At 69.4% G+C, this 15,133-nt stretch carries 18 protein-coding genes; 9 read left to right on the top strand and 9 right to left on the bottom strand.

Translation table 11 applies throughout. The features are described from left to right. Positions 1 to 217 precede the first annotated feature (217 nt). From H9654_RS01585 to moaA, 8 genes are read right to left on the bottom strand one after another with little or no spacing between them, the layout of a single operon-like run. A complete protein-coding gene (locus H9654_RS01585; protein ID WP_191768473.1) occupies positions 218 to 913 on the bottom strand; it encodes an ATP-binding cassette domain-containing protein in 696 nt (231 codons plus the stop codon). Further along, on the bottom strand, positions 903 to 1,586 hold the full coding sequence (gene modB, locus H9654_RS01580; protein ID WP_191768471.1) for a molybdate ABC transporter permease subunit: 684 nt from the start codon (positions 1,584 to 1,586) through the stop codon (positions 903 to 905). The genes H9654_RS01585 and modB overlap by 11 nt, the downstream gene beginning before the upstream one ends. A 3-nt stretch (positions 1,587 to 1,589) precedes the next feature. After that, complete coding sequence (gene modA / locus H9654_RS01575) at positions 1,590 to 2,333, bottom strand: molybdate ABC transporter substrate-binding protein (protein ID WP_191768469.1); 744 nt, start codon at positions 2,331 to 2,333, stop codon at positions 1,590 to 1,592. 14 nt (positions 2,334 to 2,347) lie between these two features. Continuing rightward, positions 2,348 to 2,839: a molybdenum cofactor biosynthesis protein MoaE gene (locus tag H9654_RS01570; protein ID WP_191768467.1), complete on the bottom strand. Its 492-nt coding sequence runs from the start codon at positions 2,837 to 2,839 to the stop codon at positions 2,348 to 2,350. Between the two features lie 2 nt (positions 2,840 to 2,841). Beyond that, positions 2,842 to 3,102 carry a MoaD/ThiS family protein gene (locus H9654_RS01565; protein ID WP_191768465.1) on the bottom strand — a complete coding sequence of 87 codons (261 nt, stop codon included), beginning with the start codon at positions 3,100 to 3,102 and terminating at the stop codon, positions 2,842 to 2,844. After that, entirely contained in the window at positions 3,099 to 4,355 is a 1,257-nt protein-coding gene (locus H9654_RS01560) for a molybdopterin molybdotransferase MoeA (RefSeq protein ID WP_191768463.1), read from the bottom strand. Before H9654_RS01560 ends, H9654_RS01565 begins: the two co-directional genes overlap by 4 nt. Beyond that, positions 4,352 to 5,350: a bifunctional molybdenum cofactor biosynthesis protein MoaC/MoaB gene (moaCB, locus tag H9654_RS01555; RefSeq protein ID WP_191768461.1), complete on the bottom strand. Its 999-nt coding sequence runs from the start codon at positions 5,348 to 5,350 to the stop codon at positions 4,352 to 4,354. The genes H9654_RS01560 and moaCB overlap by 4 nt, the downstream gene beginning before the upstream one ends. An 8-nt stretch (positions 5,351 to 5,358) precedes the next feature. Next, the gene (moaA, locus tag H9654_RS01550) at positions 5,359 to 6,354 is read right to left on the bottom strand and encodes a GTP 3',8-cyclase MoaA (RefSeq protein ID WP_191768882.1); all 996 of its coding nucleotides are present in this window, start codon (positions 6,352 to 6,354) and stop codon (positions 5,359 to 5,361) included. Between the two features lie 238 nt (positions 6,355 to 6,592). On the opposite strand from moaA, the gene H9654_RS01545 reads away from it, so the two are divergent. Both H9654_RS01545 and H9654_RS01540 read left to right on the top strand, forming a co-directional pair. Next, positions 6,593 to 7,441: a DeoR/GlpR family DNA-binding transcription regulator gene (locus H9654_RS01545; protein ID WP_225211789.1), complete on the top strand. Its 849-nt coding sequence runs from the start codon at positions 6,593 to 6,595 to the stop codon at positions 7,439 to 7,441. Between the two features lie 20 nt (positions 7,442 to 7,461). Beyond that, the gene (locus H9654_RS01540; protein WP_191768459.1) at positions 7,462 to 8,598 is read left to right on the top strand and encodes an MFS transporter; all 1,137 of its coding nucleotides are present in this window, start codon (positions 7,462 to 7,464) and stop codon (positions 8,596 to 8,598) included. Positions 8,599 to 8,609: 11 nt separating this feature from the next. Here the strand turns inward: H9654_RS01540 and H9654_RS01535 are convergent, their stop codons facing one another. Then, complete coding sequence (locus H9654_RS01535) at positions 8,610 to 8,906, bottom strand: DUF3817 domain-containing protein (protein ID WP_225211830.1); 297 nt, start codon at positions 8,904 to 8,906, stop codon at positions 8,610 to 8,612. Between the two features lie 174 nt (positions 8,907 to 9,080). On the opposite strand from H9654_RS01535, the gene mdcA reads away from it, so the two are divergent. Genes mdcA through mdcH form a run of 7 tightly spaced genes read left to right on the top strand, consistent with a single transcriptional unit; the run spans position 9,081 to position 15,052 of the window. After that, the gene (gene mdcA / locus H9654_RS01530) at positions 9,081 to 10,724 is read left to right on the top strand and encodes a malonate decarboxylase subunit alpha (RefSeq protein WP_191768455.1); all 1,644 of its coding nucleotides are present in this window, start codon (positions 9,081 to 9,083) and stop codon (positions 10,722 to 10,724) included. 12 nt (positions 10,725 to 10,736) lie between these two features. Next, positions 10,737 to 11,060 carry a malonate decarboxylase acyl carrier protein gene (mdcC, locus tag H9654_RS01525; RefSeq protein WP_191768453.1) on the top strand — a complete coding sequence of 108 codons (324 nt, stop codon included), beginning with the start codon at positions 10,737 to 10,739 and terminating at the stop codon, positions 11,058 to 11,060. Continuing rightward, positions 11,057 to 11,947, top strand: coding sequence for a biotin-independent malonate decarboxylase subunit beta (locus H9654_RS01520; RefSeq protein ID WP_191768451.1), 891 nt, complete (start codon positions 11,057 to 11,059; stop codon positions 11,945 to 11,947). The genes mdcC and H9654_RS01520 overlap by 4 nt, the downstream gene beginning before the upstream one ends. Beyond that, positions 11,944 to 12,648: a biotin-independent malonate decarboxylase subunit gamma gene (mdcE, locus tag H9654_RS01515; protein ID WP_191768450.1), complete on the top strand. Its 705-nt coding sequence runs from the start codon at positions 11,944 to 11,946 to the stop codon at positions 12,646 to 12,648. The genes H9654_RS01520 and mdcE overlap by 4 nt, the downstream gene beginning before the upstream one ends. Before the next feature lie 3 nt (positions 12,649 to 12,651). Beyond that, positions 12,652 to 13,290: a malonate decarboxylase holo-[acyl-carrier-protein] synthase gene (gene mdcG, locus H9654_RS01510; protein WP_191768448.1), complete on the top strand. Its 639-nt coding sequence runs from the start codon at positions 12,652 to 12,654 to the stop codon at positions 13,288 to 13,290. Next, positions 13,287 to 14,138 (top strand): triphosphoribosyl-dephospho-CoA synthase MdcB, encoded by an 852-nt coding sequence (gene mdcB, locus H9654_RS01505; protein WP_191768446.1) that lies wholly within the window; start codon positions 13,287 to 13,289, stop codon positions 14,136 to 14,138. The genes mdcG and mdcB overlap by 4 nt, the downstream gene beginning before the upstream one ends. Beyond that, positions 14,135 to 15,052, top strand: a complete 918-nt coding sequence (mdcH, locus tag H9654_RS01500) for a malonate decarboxylase subunit epsilon (RefSeq protein ID WP_191768444.1) — start codon at positions 14,135 to 14,137, stop codon at positions 15,050 to 15,052. Before mdcB ends, mdcH begins: the two co-directional genes overlap by 4 nt. The last annotated feature ends 81 nt before the right edge of the window (positions 15,053 to 15,133 follow it).

The following is a 15,133-nucleotide window of genomic DNA, read 5'->3' as shown; positions in this document are numbered from 1 at the left end:
TGCGACGAACATCGCCGCATGAGCCGATCATCTGAACAGCTTCAGCGGCGGGTATCGCCACGTACCGCTTACCGGTAGCGCCGCAGTGCGCGGCGACGCATTCGCGCACGGATTGTCTGAAGATTTCAGATTCGCGCGTCGTGGTCAGCGCGCCGGGCGCCGTGTGCGCGCCGGTTTGCGCGATCCCTGCGACCCTGCACGCTACCGGACCGGCAGCTCAGCGCGACGGCGCTGAAGCGCGTTCGCCGGCCGCTGCCGGACGGCCGTCAAGCAGATGCAGGACCTGCTCACCGAACACGGCCACGTCCTCTGGATCATGGCTTATCAGCAACAACGGCATGCCGGCCTGCTCGAGCACGGCCTGCAGTTCGATGCGCAGGTGCGCACGCAGATCATGGTCCAATGCAGCGAAGGGTTCATCCAGCAACAGCGCACGGGGACGCGTCACCAGCGCCCTGGCAAGCGCGACGCGCTGCCGTTGCCCGCCAGAAATCTGCGACGGCAGGAGCTCACCAAGACGGTCGATGCGCAGCACGCGCAGCCAGTGCTCGACCTCGGCATGGCGGTTGCCGCGCCGTGCGTTCCACCATCCGCGCTGCACGCCGAAGGCCACGTTCTGGCGCACGGTGAGGTGCGGGAACAGCGCGTAATCCTGGAAAACGTAACCCAGCCGGCGAGCGCGTGCGGGCACGCAGATCCCCGCTTCGGCGTCGAACAGCACCTGCCCGTCAAGCACGATGCGACCGGCATCAGGCCTGAGCAACCCTGCGATTGCTTTCAGGGTGAGGCTCTTGCCCGCCCCGGAGGGACCGAACAGCACCACGCGGCGCTGCGTGCACTGCAGGTGCACCTGCAGCCGGAAATGTTCGCCCGAGGCATGCAGGTGGCGCTGTATGTCCGCGTCAAGCCACATCGCGGACCTCCCTGCGTCGTCCACCGACCAGCCGGGCCGCGACCAGCAGCACCACGATGCACACCGCCGAAGTGAGCAGCACCAGCGCATTGGCGCGCCCATCCTGGCCGGCCTGCACCGCTTCGTAGATGGCGATGGACAAGGTCTGGGTGCGCCCGGGAATGCTGCCCGCCACCATCAGCGTGGCGCCGAATTCCCCCATCGCGCGGGCGAACGCCAGCAACAGGCCCGCCAGGATGCCGCGCCAGGCCAGCGGCAGCGTGATGCGGAAGAACACCGCCGCCTCGCTGGCGCCCAGCGTGCGCGCCGCCTGCTCCAGTTGCCCGTCCACGCCTTCGAAGGCCGCGCGGGCCGGCTTGAACACCAGCGGCAGGGCCGCGATCGCAGCGGCGATCACGGCCGCCTGCCAGGTGAAGACCAGGTTGATGCCGAAGCTGGATTGCAGCCACCCCCCGAGCGGACCATTGCGGCCAATCAGCACCAGCAGGTAATAGCCCAGCACGGTCGGCGGCAGCACCATCGGCAGGGTCAGCAGTGTGTCCAGCAGTTCGCGCCCGGGGAAGCGGCGGCGCGCCAGCAACCAGCCCAGCGCCACACCCAGCACGAGGTTGATCGCGGTGGCCCATCCGGCCACTTTCAGGGACAACCCGAGTGCGCTCCAGTCCAGGTCCATCGATCAGGGCGAGCTGAAGCCATGCCGGCGCAGGATCGCCTGGCCCGCTGCCGACTGCACGAAGGCGACGAAGCGCTGCGCTTCGATCGCCCTGCTGCTGTGCGAGGCCACCGCAAGCGGATAGGTAATGCCGGCGCTGACCGGCACCTGGAACGCACGCTTGACACGGCCCGGCATCGCCTGCGCGTCGGTGGCATAGACGAAACCCGCGTCCACCTCGCCGCGCGCCACGTAGTCCAGCGACTGGCGCACGTTCTGGGTGGTGATCACCTTGCGCTGCACGGCCGTCCACAGTGCGGCGGACTGCAGCGCAGCGCGTGCATAGCGGCCCACCGGCACGCTGTCCGGGTTGCCGATGGCGACCCGCGTGACCGCCGGTTGCGCAAGTGACTGCAACGCGGTCAGGGGCAGGCGGCTGTCCGGCGGCACGATCACCCACAGCGCGTTGCGCGCGAATACCCGGCGCGTGGCCGGGTCCACGTGGCCGCCCTTCACCGCCTGGTCCATGGTCGCTTCATCGGCTGATGCCAGCACGTCCACCGGGGCACCGCGCGCGATCTGCTGCAGCAGCACGCCGGAGGCGGCGAAGTTCAGGTCGACCCGGGTGCCCGGATGTGCCTTCTGGTAGGCGGTTGCGATGTCGCGGAAGCTTTCGGTCAGGCTCGAGGCGGCCGATACGGTCAGGTCCGCCGCACTCGCCAGGGGCGCAGCGGCGAGCAGCAGCAACGCGGTGATCCAGGCTTTCATCTGGCAGGTCTCTTTCATGCTGCGGGGGGCGGCGAGGCGGGGCCGGCAGCCTCGGCGACGTGGCACAGCGAACAGCCTTCGCTCCAGACACTGTCACCATCCTGGTAGTGCTCCTGTTTCCAGATCGGACTGCGGTGCTTGACCGCTTCGATCAGCGCGCGGCAGGCCTTGAAGGCCTCGTCGCGGTGCGGTGTTCCGGCGGCCACCACCACCGCCGTATCGCCCACTGCCAGACGGCCCTTGGCATGTGCCACGTAGAGTTTCACACGGGGCCCGAACTGCCCGCGGACCTCACCGACCAGTCGTTCGAACTCGGCCATTACCAGCGGGTCGAACAGATCGTAGGTGATGCCCAGTACGGCGCGTCCCTGGTTGAGGTCGCGCACCTTGCCGATGAACACATCGATGCCGCCGAAGCCGGGATCGGACACGAAGGCGATAGCCTCGGCCGCGTCGATGGCCGCGTTGGCGCGGTCGACGATCATCCACTGGTCCTGCTCTGCCATGCTCATCCTCCGCTCACCGGCGGCAGGATCGCCACGCGCCCGTCATCGGGCAGGGCGTCATCATCGCGCAGGACGCGCTGCTGGTCGGAGAATGCCGAATACTCCAGCAATCCAGCGCGGAATGCCGGCCAGCGCACCGGCAGCAGCGCCTGCAGCGCCGCGCGCAGATCCGCCACCCGCCCCCCGGCCACCTCCACCGCGATCTCGCGCGTGGGATCCAGTTCGGAAAACGCGCCGAACAACTGCACCGTCACCTGCCTCATGCCTGCTCCTTTCCATTCAACTGCAGGGGCGTCGCGTGGCCCCAGCCCATCACCTGCACCCGGGTTCCGGCCGGGGCATGGTCACCTGTTTCGTCCAGTACCGCCCACGCGTTGGCCCGCAATGAAGACGTCAGCCGGAACGATTCCTGCCCGGCCAACACGCGCACGCCCATCTGCCCACCGGCATCGATCTCAACCCGCGCACGCGCATGGAAGCGCAGGCCTTCCGGTTTTTCCGCAGCAGCCAGAAGCGGCAACTGCAAGGGAATCTCCGCCGGCAGGCCGAGCATGCCGCGCAGCAGCGGCTCCACGAAGAAGCGCTGGCCGACCGCGGTCGATACCGGGTTGCCCGGCAGGCCGAAATAGAGCGCGCCGCAGGGCAGCCGCGCGAACAGCACCGGCTTGCCCGGGCGGATCGCCACCTTGTGGAACAGGATGTGCGCCCCGCGCGCCTGCAACGCGGCGGGTATGAAGTCGTAGCGGCCGGCAGACACCGCGCCGGTACTCACCAGCACCTGTGCGCCGGCCGCGAGCGCCTGGTCCAGCGCCGCATCAAAGGCGGCCACCTCATCACCCACCAGCGCATCGGCAACCACCTGCGCACCGGCCAACTGCAGCCGGGCGATCAGCGCGGGTCGGCTGCTGTCACGGATCTGTCCGGACTGCAGTGCCTGGCCGGCCTGGCTGACCAGCTCCTTGCCGGTGGCGATGACGGCCGCGCGCGGACGCGTCCTGACCCTCACCTGCCCGGCGCCGATGGCATGCAGCAGGCTCAGCGCATTGAGGTCCAGGCACTCACCTTCTGCCAGCACCTGTTCGCCGGACTGCACATCCTGGCCGCGCAGGCGCACGAACTGCAAAGGCGCTACGTCGGCGCGCAGGCGCACCCGCAGCGGGCGTCCGCCTTCGCTGCGCAGGATCTCCACCTGCTCCACCGGCACCACGCTGTCCAGGCCATCCGGAAGACGTGCACCGGTCATGATCTCCCATGCCCCGTTGCCCGCGACGCTTGCCGCATCCCCGGCGGCCTGCCAACCAAACACATCGAATTCACTGCCCGCCGTGGCCATGGATCCGTCCAGGCGCAGCGCGAAGCCGTCCATCGCGGAATTGTCGAACGGAGGAACGCACTGTGGGCTGTAAACGGGCGCGGACAGCGTGCGGCCGCACGCCTGGTCCAGCGTGACCGGCTCGTCCGGCAACAACGGTGCCGCCTCCAGCACGATGCGCAGCGCCTCGGCATAGGCGATCACGCGTGCCCCCTGCCCGTCACCATCGCCAGGGCATGGCCCAGCAAGGGCGCCAGCATCTCCAGGCATTGCGCGGCGGCGCGCGGGCTGCCCGGCAGGGCGAACACCAGCATGCCGCCCAGCTGCACCGCCTCGGCCCGACTGAGCCAGCCCATCGGTGTGTGCTGGGCACTGAGCGCGCGCAGCATCTGCGCCAGTCCCTCGACCCGCCGGCCGCCCAGCGACTGCAGCGCTTCGGGAGTCAGGTCACGCGGCCCCAGTCCGGTGCCGCCGGTGCACAGGCACAGCTGCACGCCCTCGGCCGCCAGCGCGCGCAGGCGCGAGGCAAGCGGTTCGATGCCATCGGCCAGCACCTCGGCGAACGCGACCTCCGCGCCCAACGCCTGCAGGCCCTGCACCAGGACCGGCCCGGAACGATCCTCATAGCGGCCATCGCTGGCACGATCACTCAGCGTCAGCACCGCACTGCGCGCGCCCTGCAGCTGCAGCGGCGGACGCGGCGCGAAGCGTTCGGTTTCCTGCGCATCCAGGCCCTGCGGATGGATCCATACCCCGCGCTTGCCCCCCTCCTTGAACAGCAGCCGCACGCCACTGATCTCCAGCGCCGGTTCCACGGGTTTGGTCAGGTCGTACAGCGTCAGCAGCGCGGCATTGACCCCCGCCAAGGCTTCCATCTCCACACCGGTACGGGCCTCGCTGGCGCACTCGCACCACACGCGGATGGCGTGTCGTCCGGGCACCGGCGCACAGTGCACGCGCACCAGTTCCAGCGGCAGAGGATGGCACAGCGGCATCAGCGCCGATGCCATCTTGGCGCCCTGCAGCCCGGCAATTTCTGCCATCACCAGCGCATCGCCCTTGGGCAGGCGGCGCTCGAGAATCATCGGATAGGCCAGCGGGCCGGCCAACAGCTCGCCGACCGCCACCGCGCGGCGTCGGGTGATCCGTTTGTCACGCACATCGGCCATGTGGAAGGCCGCGCTCATCTCACCACTCATGCTGTCTTTCATCCTCCAATGGAGGCCAGGTGCGGGATCAACCCGGTCTGGCCCTGGTGCAAGCCGTGGCCGGCCGCCTTCAACCCGAGCTGGGTCGTGATGCGGGCCAGCAGGGCGTCGAAGTCGTCGTCGGACTGCAGCAGCGGGCGCAGCGGCACGCCGAACTCACCGAACAGGCACAGCCGCAGGTCACCACGCGCGGTCACCCGCAGGCGGTTGCAGCTGCTGCAGAAATCACGGGCGTACGGGGCGATGATGCCGACCGTGCCACGGTGCCCCGGATGGCCGAACTCGCGCGCCGGCCCGGCATCGGGATAACGCGGGCGCTCGCTCCAGCCGGCCTCCAGCAACTGGCTGATGACCTCGTCCGCGCGCCGGTGGTGCTGCAGGAAGTAGGCCTCGTTGTCGCCGGTGCGCATCAGTTCGATGAAGCGCACGCTGACCGGTCGCTCGCGCAGGAAGTCCATCCACTGCGGCAGCTCGTCATCGTTGACCCCGCGCAGCAGCACCGCATTGAGTTTCACCGATGGAATATCCAGTGCCTGCGCCATCTGCAGGCCCTGCAGGATTTCCGGCTGCCGGTCGTGGCCGGTCAGGGCATGAAAACGATCGCGCCGCAGGCTGTCCATGCTGACATTGAGCGCGGTCAGGCCGGCACGATGCCAGCCGGGCAACCGACGGGGCAGCAGCGTGCCATTGGTGGTGATGGCCACCTTGCGGATGCCCGGGACGGCGGCAACCACTTCGATGACCTGCTCCAGGTCCTTGCGCAGGCTGGGCTCGCCGCCGGTCAGGCGGATCTTGTGCATGCCCAGTGCCGCGAAGCCACGCACCAGCCGCTGGATCTCCGCCACGCCAAGAAACCCCGGGCCGGCTTCGCCGTGATAGCCATCGGGCAGGCAGTAACTGCAGCTGAAGTTGCAGGCCTCGGTTAGCGACAGGCGCAGGTAAGGAAAACGACGGCCGAAGCTGTCCCCGAGCGCAGGCGCGCTCCCATCGACCATCGCGCCACTCCGTCCTACCACCATGCGTTGACCATCCTTCCGGTTCCCGTCGCCATCATGCGCTGCAGCGTACCGGTCGTGCCGTCGCGATGGGATGACTTTCGCGCGCATCACGTTGCGGCGCCCCGCGTTGCAGGGCGCGGTTGATCGCGGCACGGGCAGCGGACGCGCAGCAGGTCAGTGAATACGTATGCACGATGATGCACGCTATTGCACGAACGCGCATCGACTCGATAGGATGACAATCCGCCCAGACCGCGTGCCCGCCCATGCCCTCCCCGTTGCCTGCGGCACCACTCCGATGAGCATTACCGACACCCTGCCCGGCGAGCGCCAGCAGGCCATCCTGCAGCTGCTGCGCGAACACGGCCGCGTCCTTGCCACGCCGTTGGCGCTGCAGTTCGGCGTGTCGGAGGACTCCATCCGCCGCGACCTGCGCGACCTCGCCCAGCGCGGTCTTTGCCGGCGCGTGCACGGCGGTGCGTTGCCACTCACCCCGACCTTCCCGCCGCTGGCCGAGCGCCAGCAGCAGGACCTGCCGCGCAAGCGGGCACTCGCCGAGCAGGCGGCCGGCCTGGTCCGCCACGGTGAGCTCATCGCGCTGGATGCCGGATCGACCAACAGCGCCATCGCCGCGATGTTGCCGCGTCATCTGCAACTGCGGGTGGTCACCAACGCACCGGACATCGCCCTGCTGTTGATGGCGCGCGAGGGGATCGAGGTCAGCCTGATCGGCGGCCGCCTGGACCGGCGTTCCGGCGGGGTGCTCGGCAGCCAGGCGATGGAATGCCTCGCCGGCCTGCACGTGGATGTCTGCTTCGCCGGCACCTGCGCGATCGACAGCGAGGGCACCGCCTGGGCGGTGGACGGCGAGGAAGCCGCCTTCAAGCGTGCACTGGTGCGCTGCGCCGACCGCGTGGTGGTGGTCGTCAGCAACGAAAAACTCGGCGCGATCGCCAGCCATCGGATCGCCTCGCGCGAGCAGGTTGACGTGCTGCTTGTCGAAGCCGATGCGCCCGCCGCGCTGGTCGATGCGCTGCGCCTGCAGGGACTGGACGTGATCGTCAGCGCCGCTCCTTCCATCTGACTCCCCTACCGAGCCTACCGATGTCTGCAGCCTCCTTCCCCGTTGGCGCGCGGCAGCAGCATGCCACGCGCGCTGTGTTCTTCCTGCCCGGCTTCGCCATCGCGGCCTGGGCCCCGCTGATTCCCTTCGCCAAGGCACGCACCGGCCTGGATGAAGGCGGCCTCGGCCTGACCCTGCTCTGCCTGGGCGCCGGCTCGCTGCTGGCGATGCCGGTGGCCGGCGCCCTGGCGGCCCGCTTCGGCTGCCGCGCGGTGATGCTGGTGACCCTGCTGATGGCCGGCCTGACCCTGCCGCTGCTGTCCCTCGCCCCATCGGCGATAAGCCTGGCGCTGGCCCTGTTCGTGTTCGGGGCAGGCATCGGCGCCTGCGACTGCGTCATGAACCTGCAGGCGGTGATGGTCGAGCGCGATGCCCGGCGCCCGATGATGTCCGGATTCCATGCCTTCTACAGCATCGGCGGGGCGATCGGCGCGGCGGCGATGACCGGCCTGCTCGCGCTCGGCGTGGCGCCGTGGGTCGGCGCCTGCCTGCTGGTGGCGGCGATGGCCACGGTGGTGCTGGTGGCCGCGCCGTACTGGCGTAGCGAGCGCGCGCCCGGCGATGCGCCGATGTTCGCCATCCCGCGCGGCATCGTATTGCTGATCGGTGTGTTGTGCTTCGTTGCCTTCCTCGGCGAGGGCGTGATGCTGGACTGGAGCGCGGTGTTCCTCAACCAGGTGCAGGGTGTGCCGGCGGGCCGTGCGGGCCTGGGCTTCCTGGTCTTTTCGGTCGCGATGACCGTCACCCGCCTGTTCGGTGATCGCGCTGTGGCGTGGCTGGGCCAGCAGCGTGCGGTGCTGATCGGCGGTGCGGTGGCAGCCACTGGCCTGCTGTTGGCCACCTTCGCCAGCGCGCTGCCGATGGCACTGATCGGCTATGCGCTGGTCGGCCTGGGCTGCGCCAACATCGTGCCGGTGCTGTTCACCCTGGCCGGCAACCAGAAGGCGATGCCGGAAAGCCTTGCGATTCCCGCGGTCACCACGCTGGGCTATGCCGGCGTTCTGGCCGGTCCGGCACTGGTCGGGCTGGTGGCCCAGCTGAGCAGCCTGGTGACCGCCTTCGTCCTGGTGGCCATCGCCCTGCTGCTGGTCGGCATCGCGGCGCGCGCGGTGCGCTGAGCGGCTGCGCCTCAGCGCTGGGCCGACAACAATCCGCGGCGGCGGAACCACCATTCCAGCGGCAGGGTAACCAGCGGCGGCACCGCCGCCAACAGCGCCAGCAGGGTCGCCCACCACGGCCAACGCAGCCGCAGTGCAGCCACCACGGTCACCGCCACGTAGGCCATGAAGACCACCCCATGCAGGCGGCCGAACAGCCAGACCACCGACTCGGTGGTCTGCGGACCGTATTTCAGCCACATGCCCAGCAGCAGGCCTGCCCAGGTCAGGGCTTCGAAGAAAGCGGTCCACGCGAACACGCGGCCCATCGGACTGATCGGGTGAAGAGAGGTCAAGCAGGACTCCGGCGGCGGGTCAAAGATACGGATGATACGCATCCGCAGTGATTCGAGTGCGCTGGTATTTCTGCTGCACTCGCGCTTGCAGGGTCGGGAATCCGGTGATAGCGTCGTAATTACTCCGTAATTACAAAGGTCAGTGGCATGACCCGTGTCTGGAATACCCTTGAGCAACAGCGCCAACAGCGGCTGCAGCGGGCCGCCGAGGCCGGACTGCAGCGCGAGGTGCCGCACGCCCGCGTGACCGATCTGTTCGAGGCGGTCATCGAACCGGGCGACCGGGTCTGCCTGGAAGGCAACAACCAGAAGCAGGCTGACTTCCTTGCCGAGTCGCTGGCCCAGGTCAATCCAGAACGGGTGCGCGACCTGCACATGGTGCAGTCGGTGTTGTCGCTGCCTTCGCATCTAGACGTGTTCGAGCGTGGCATCGCCAAGCGCCTGGACTTCTCGTTCTCTGGACCGCAGGGCGCGCGGCTGGCCGGGCTGGTGGCCGAAGGCCGCATCGACATCGGCGCCATCCACACCTACCTGGAGCTGTTCGGCCGCTATTTCATCGATCTCACCCCGAAGATCGCACTGGTGGCCGCGCAGGCCGCCGACCGCCACGGCAACCTCTACACCGGTCCCAATACCGAGGACACCCCGGTAATCGTGGAGGCCACCGCGTTCCGTGGCGGCATCGTCATCGCCCAGGTCAACGAGATCCTCGACACGCTTCCCCGCGTCGACATCCCGGCCGACTGGGTCGACTTCGTGACCCTGGCGCCGCGTCCCAACTACATCGAACCGCTGTTCACCCGTGATCCGGCGCAGATCTCCGAGATCCAGGTGCTGATGGCGATGATGGCGATCAAGGGCATCTACGCCGAATACGGCGTGCAGCGCCTCAACCACGGCATAGGTTTCGATACCGCAGCCATTGAACTGCTGCTGCCCACCTATGCGGAGTCGCTGGGGCTGAAAGGCAAGATCGGCAGCCACTGGGCGCTCAACCCGCATCCGGCGCTGATCCCGGCGATCGAATCCGGCTTCGTCAAATCCGTGCATTCCTTCGGGTCCGAGCTGGGCATGGAGAAGTACATCCAGGCCCGCCCGGACGTGTTCTTCACCGGCGCCGACGGCAGCATGCGCTCCAACCGCGCGTTCTCGCAGACCGCCGGGTTGTATGCCTGCGACATGTTCATCGGGTCCACGCTGCAGATCGACCTGCAGGGCAACAGTTCCACCGCAACCCGCGACCGCATTGCCGGTTTCGGCGGCGCGCCGAACATGGGCTCCGACGCCCGCGGCCGCCGCCACGCCAGTCCGGCCTGGCTGAAGGCCGGCCAGCAGGCTGCCCTGCCCGGCCAGATGCCGCGCGGACGCAAGCTGGTGGTGCAGATGGTGGAAACCTTCCGCGAACACATGGCGCCGGCCTTCGTCGACCGTCTCGACGCCTGGGAACTGGCCGAGCGGGCGAACATGCCGCTGCCGCCGGTGATGATCTATGGCGACGATGTCACCCACATCCTCACCGAAGAAGGCATCGCCAACCTGCTGCTGTGCCGCACCCCGGAAGAGCGCGAACAGGCGATCCGCGGGGTCGCCGGCTACACCGCCGTCGGCATGGCGCGCGACAAGGCGATGGTGGAGAACCTGCGCGACCGCGGGGTGATCCGCCGCGCCGAAGACCTTGGCGTGCGCAGCCGCGATGCCAGCCGCGACCTGCTGGCCGCGCGCTCGGTGAAGGACCTGGTGCACTGGTCCGGCGGCCTGTACGACCCGCCCAAACGTTTCCGCAACTGGTAAGGGACACTCTGCATGGAAACCCTTCGTTATCGCTTTCCCGGCACCCAGGAACTTGGCAGCGCCGAGCTGCATGCGCTGGTCGGCGTGGTCGCCTCCGGCAATCTGGAAGTGCTGGTCGAGCCGGCCCCCCTGGATGGCGCGATGGAGATCGAGGTGATCACCTCCGCGCGCGGTTTCGGCGATGTCTGGCAGGCGGTGCTGGCCGATTTCGCCGCCCGCCACCCGCTGCGCGATGTCCGCCTGTCACTGAATGATGCCGGCGCCACCCCGGCGGTGGTCAGCCTGCGCCTGCAGCAGGCGCTGGAAACCCTTGCCGAACGCGGGAGTGCCGCATGAACCAGCGCAGCTACTACGAAGCCGATGCGCGCGAGCGCATCGAGGGCCTGCTGGATGCCGGCAGCTTCAGCGAATTCTTCGGACCGCGCCGCCGCACCATCAGCCCGCATCTGGCGCAGCTGGACGTGCCCGGCGCATTCGACGATGGCATCGTGGTCGGTGCCGGGCGCCTGCAGGGGCGCGAGGTGCTGGTCGCTGCACAGCAAGGCGCCTTCATGGGCGGCGGTGTGGGCGAGGTGCATGGCGCCAAGCTGACCGGCCTGCTGGAACGCGCCCGCGAGCAGCGCCCGGAAGCAGTGTTGTTGCTGCTGGACAGCGGCGGGGTGCGCCTGCACGAGGCCAATGCCGGGCTGGTCGCCATCTCCGAAATCATGCGCGCGGTCCTTGCCGCACGCGCCGAGGGTGTTCCGGTCATCGCGCTGGTGGGTAGCGGCAATGGTGCATTCGGCGGCATGGGCATCGTCGCCCGCTGCTGCTCGGCCGTGCTGATGTCCGAGGAAGGCCGTCTGTCGCTGTCAGGCCCGGAAGTGATTGAAACCGTCCGCGGCGTGGAAGAGTTCGACTCGCGCGATCGCGCGCTGGTGTGGCGGGTGACCGGTGGCAAGCACCGCTACCTGACAGGCGAGGCATCCGCGCTGGTGGCCGACCACATGCAGGCGTTCGCCGATGCCGCGGTCGCCGCGATCGCCGCGTGCGACCCGGACCAGGATCCGCTGGCCGCGCTCGAACAGGCACAGCAGCAGCTGGAAGCGCGGATCGCGGCTTACGGCGACTGCCGTGACGGGTTGGAGATCTGGGCCCGCCAGGGAATCGTCGATCCCGATCGGCTGCCGCTGCTCGATACGGCCGCCTTCCTCGACGCGGTTGCCGCGCGGAGCGTCCCATGAACCTTGACCAGTTACTGCCGGCGCTGTTCCCCGCCGGCCATCGCATCGAACGTAATGACGACGTGCTCACCGGGACGGCAACCACCGCCGCCGGCGAGGTGACGGTGATCGGTACCGCCAACAAGCTGGAGGTCGGCGTGGACCATGCACTGGCACTGTCGGCCTGCGTGCTGGCCAGCACCCGCAGCCATCCCACACGACCGATCGTGATGCTGGTCGATACCGCCGGCCAGCGGCTGGCGCGGCGCGATGAACTGCTGGGCATCAACGGTTGCTTCGCCCACCTGGCGCGCAGCCTGGAGCTGGCGCGCCGGCGCGGCGCCGCTCTGGTCAGCCTGGTCTACGGTGAATCGGTCAGCGGCGGTTTCCTGTCTTTCGGCCTGATGGCCGACCGCATCTTCGCCCTGCCCGAGGCACAGGTGCGGGTGATGGACCTGCGCGCGATGGCGCGTGTCACCAAGCAACCGCTGGAAAAGCTGCAGGCACTGAGCCTGAGCTCGCCGGTGTTCGCACCCGGCGTGGACAACTACGTGCGCATGGGCGCGGTGGAGGCGGTCTGGCAGGGTGACCTGGCCGCCGCGCTGGCCGCCGCGCTGAGCGAACCGCAACGGCTGGACCTGCGCCGCGAGCGCGGGCTGGAACGTGGCGGTCGCTTGCTGGCGCACGACGTCGCCCGCGCCGTGGCCGCAGGCGAGGCCTGAGAAATGCATCGCCACGACCTGGTCTGGATCGACCCGCAGGCGACGTGGACCACGCTGAGTCCGCAGGCCGAACCGCGCCTGCGCGCGTGGATGCAGGCGCGCCTGCCGCTGGTGGTCGCCCGGCGTGACCCGGCCGTCGACGGCGTGCAGCTGCGGCTGGGCGTGCCGTTGCCGCTGGATGAGGGGCGGCAACGGTTGTCACTGCGGATCAAGCGCGAGGCGGTCATCCGTCACGCGGCCCCGCCACGGTTGACCGAGGTCATCGATGCGCTGTCGGCGCCGTGGCGCCCGGCCCTGCAGGCGCTGCAGCACCGCTGCGCGGCCCAGGCACTGTTTCCACGCGTGTTTGGCAGCCACGCCTGGCAGGCGATCACCGGACTGGAGTACCTGCATGCCGGCTCCGACCTGGACCTGCTCTGGCAGGTTGACGGACCCCGCCAGGCATCGCAGGTCTGCCGACTGCTGCAGGACTGGGAAGCGCTGCACGGGCTGCGTGCCGATGGCGAACTGCTGTTCGATGCGGCCCAGGCCGTGAACTGGCGTGAGTACGCCGGCGAAGCCGCGCAGGTGCTGGTCAAGGGCGATGCCGCCTGCTGGCTGGCGGCGCGTTCATGCCTTGCCGGCGCGGAGCTGCCCGCATGAGTGCGCTGGCCCGCCCGCTTTCCACGGCCGTGCCGCGCGCGCGTCCGCTCGGTCGCCTTGCGATCGTCGCGCTGCACGCCGAACTGGCCTGCAGCCCGAAGCCCGGACTGGTCACTCCCTTCAGCCGTGGCAGCCACCAGGACATGGATGCCGGCACCTTCCTGCGCAGCCTGTTCGCGCTGCGCGGTTACTTCACGGCGATCGCCGCACAGGCCGCCGCCAGCGCCGATTTCGCGCCGCTGCGCCAGCTCGGCATCCACGCCGAGCGCGACATGCTGGCCGCCACCGGCAACGTCAATACGCATCGCGGCGCGATCTTCAGCCTCGGCCTGCTGGTGGCTTCGGCGGCGCGGCTGCACGCTGAAGGCTGCCCTGCCCCCTCCGCCGATGCGGTGTGCGACGGCGTGCGCCGGTGGCGCCACGCCCTGCTGCAGGCGCCGCTGGATGCCGGCAGCCCCGGCCAGCGTGCGCGTGTCCGCCATGCCGTGCCGGGGGTGCGCGAACAGGCCGCCGCCGGCTTCCCGCTGCTGCACGGGGTGGCGGTACCGGTGCTGCGCGCCGCGCTGGCCGATGGGCTGGCGCGCGATGCCGCCCTGCTGCAGACGTTGATGCAGCTGGTCGCGGTCACCGATGATCTCAACCTGCTGCATCGTGGCGGCGCCGAAGGCCTGGCGTTCGCACAGGCGCAGGCACGCGGCTTCCTGGACGCCGGCGGCGTGCGCGCAAGCGATGCCCCCGCGCACATGGCACGCATCTGCCACGCCTTCGAACAGCGTCGACTCAGCCCGGGCGGCAGCGCCGACCTGCTGGCCTGCGCGCTGTTCCTGCTGCAGCAGGAGGCCGCATGAGCCTGGCCATCCTGTGCCCCGGACAGGGCGGCCAGCATCCGGACATGTTCCGCCGCGTGCAGGCAGACCCTGATGCCTGCGCGTTGCTGGCGGCGGCGGCTGTGCTGCTCGGCGATGCGCCCACCGAGGCCGCCAACCGACCCACACGTTTCGACAACGCCATCGCACAACCGCTGGTCTGCGCCGGCGCACTCAGCCATTGGCTGGCGCTGAAAGCACGCCTGCCGGTGCCCACGGTGGTTGCCGGCTACAGCGCCGGCGAACTGGCCGCGCACGCGGTGACCGGCAGCTGCGATGCGGCGACCTGCCTGCAGCTGGCCGTGCGCCGCGCCGCCTGCATGGATGCAGCCAGTCCCGCCGATGCCGGCCTGCTGGCGGTGCTGGGCTTGGAACGCGGCAGCATCGAGGCGCTGTGCGCCTGGCGCGGCGTGACCGTCGCCATCGTCAACGGTGACGACCACATCGTGCTGGGCGGCCTGCGTGCCGACCTTCTGGCCGTGCAGGCCGACGCCGAACAACGCGGCGCGCGCTGCGTGGTGTTGCCGGTCCACGTGCCGGCGCATACCCCGCTGCTGGCTGCGGCCGCCGCCGCGTTCGCCCAGGTGCTGGATGACACGCCAGTGCACGCCCCACGGCTGCCGCTGCTGGCCGGCGTCGATGGTCGCCGCGTGGCCACGCCGGACCAGGTCCGCAGCACCCTGGCCGCCCAGATCGCCCACACCGTGCAATGGCAGGGCGTGATGCAGCAGGCCGTCGAACGCGGCGCGCGGGTGTTCCTGGAACTGGGTCCCGGCAGTGCATTGAGCAGTCTCGCGCGCGAACTGCATCCGCAGCTGCAGGCGCGATCGGTGGAGGATTTCCACACGCTGGAGGGCGTCGTGGAATGGGTGGAAACGGCCTGCGCGCGCGCATGAGCGGACGCATCGGCCACGCAGTCCAAGCACTACCCCTGGATGGCGGGTCGCCATCGGAAGCAACGAACCAAGTGTCTCGGG

Source organism: Stenotrophomonas lacuserhaii, assembly GCF_014836545.1.
Taxonomy (GTDB): Bacteria; Pseudomonadota; Gammaproteobacteria; order Xanthomonadales; family Xanthomonadaceae; genus Stenotrophomonas; species Stenotrophomonas lacuserhaii.
Note: the sequence above shows the minus strand (reverse complement) of the source record. Positions and strands in the feature narration are given on the sequence as shown.

Coding starts and splice junctions, on each gene's coding strand:
- H9654_RS01565 (WP_191768465.1), bottom strand. CDS start 3,102: ATGAGGCAGGTGACGGTGCAGTTGTTCGGCGCGTTTTCCGAACTGGAT.
- mdcE (WP_191768450.1), top strand. CDS start 11,944: ATGAACCTTGACCAGTTACTGCCGGCGCTGTTCCCCGCCGGCCATCGC.
- moaCB (WP_191768461.1), bottom strand. CDS start 5,350: ATGAGTGGTGAGATGAGCGCGGCCTTCCACATGGCCGATGTGCGTGAC.
- H9654_RS01545 (WP_225211789.1), top strand. CDS start 6,593: ATGACAATCCGCCCAGACCGCGTGCCCGCCCATGCCCTCCCCGTTGCC.
- mdcC (WP_191768453.1), top strand. CDS start 10,737: ATGGAAACCCTTCGTTATCGCTTTCCCGGCACCCAGGAACTTGGCAGC.
- moaA (WP_191768882.1), bottom strand. CDS start 6,354: ATGGTCGATGGGAGCGCGCCTGCGCTCGGGGACAGCTTCGGCCGTCGT.
- mdcH (WP_191768444.1), top strand. CDS start 14,135: ATGAGCCTGGCCATCCTGTGCCCCGGACAGGGCGGCCAGCATCCGGAC.
- H9654_RS01520 (WP_191768451.1), top strand. CDS start 11,057: ATGAACCAGCGCAGCTACTACGAAGCCGATGCGCGCGAGCGCATCGAG.
- mdcA (WP_191768455.1), top strand. CDS start 9,081: ATGACCCGTGTCTGGAATACCCTTGAGCAACAGCGCCAACAGCGGCTG.
- modB (WP_191768471.1), bottom strand. CDS start 1,586: ATGGACCTGGACTGGAGCGCACTCGGGTTGTCCCTGAAAGTGGCCGGA.
- modA (WP_191768469.1), bottom strand. CDS start 2,333: ATGAAAGCCTGGATCACCGCGTTGCTGCTGCTCGCCGCTGCGCCCCTG.
- H9654_RS01540 (WP_191768459.1), top strand. CDS start 7,462: ATGTCTGCAGCCTCCTTCCCCGTTGGCGCGCGGCAGCAGCATGCCACG.
- H9654_RS01585 (WP_191768473.1), bottom strand. CDS start 913: ATGTGGCTTGACGCGGACATACAGCGCCACCTGCATGCCTCGGGCGAA.
- H9654_RS01570 (WP_191768467.1), bottom strand. CDS start 2,839: ATGGCAGAGCAGGACCAGTGGATGATCGTCGACCGCGCCAACGCGGCC.
- mdcB (WP_191768446.1), top strand. CDS start 13,287: ATGAGTGCGCTGGCCCGCCCGCTTTCCACGGCCGTGCCGCGCGCGCGT.
- mdcG (WP_191768448.1), top strand. CDS start 12,652: ATGCATCGCCACGACCTGGTCTGGATCGACCCGCAGGCGACGTGGACC.
- H9654_RS01535 (WP_225211830.1), bottom strand. CDS start 8,906: ATGGGCCGCGTGTTCGCGTGGACCGCTTTCTTCGAAGCCCTGACCTGG.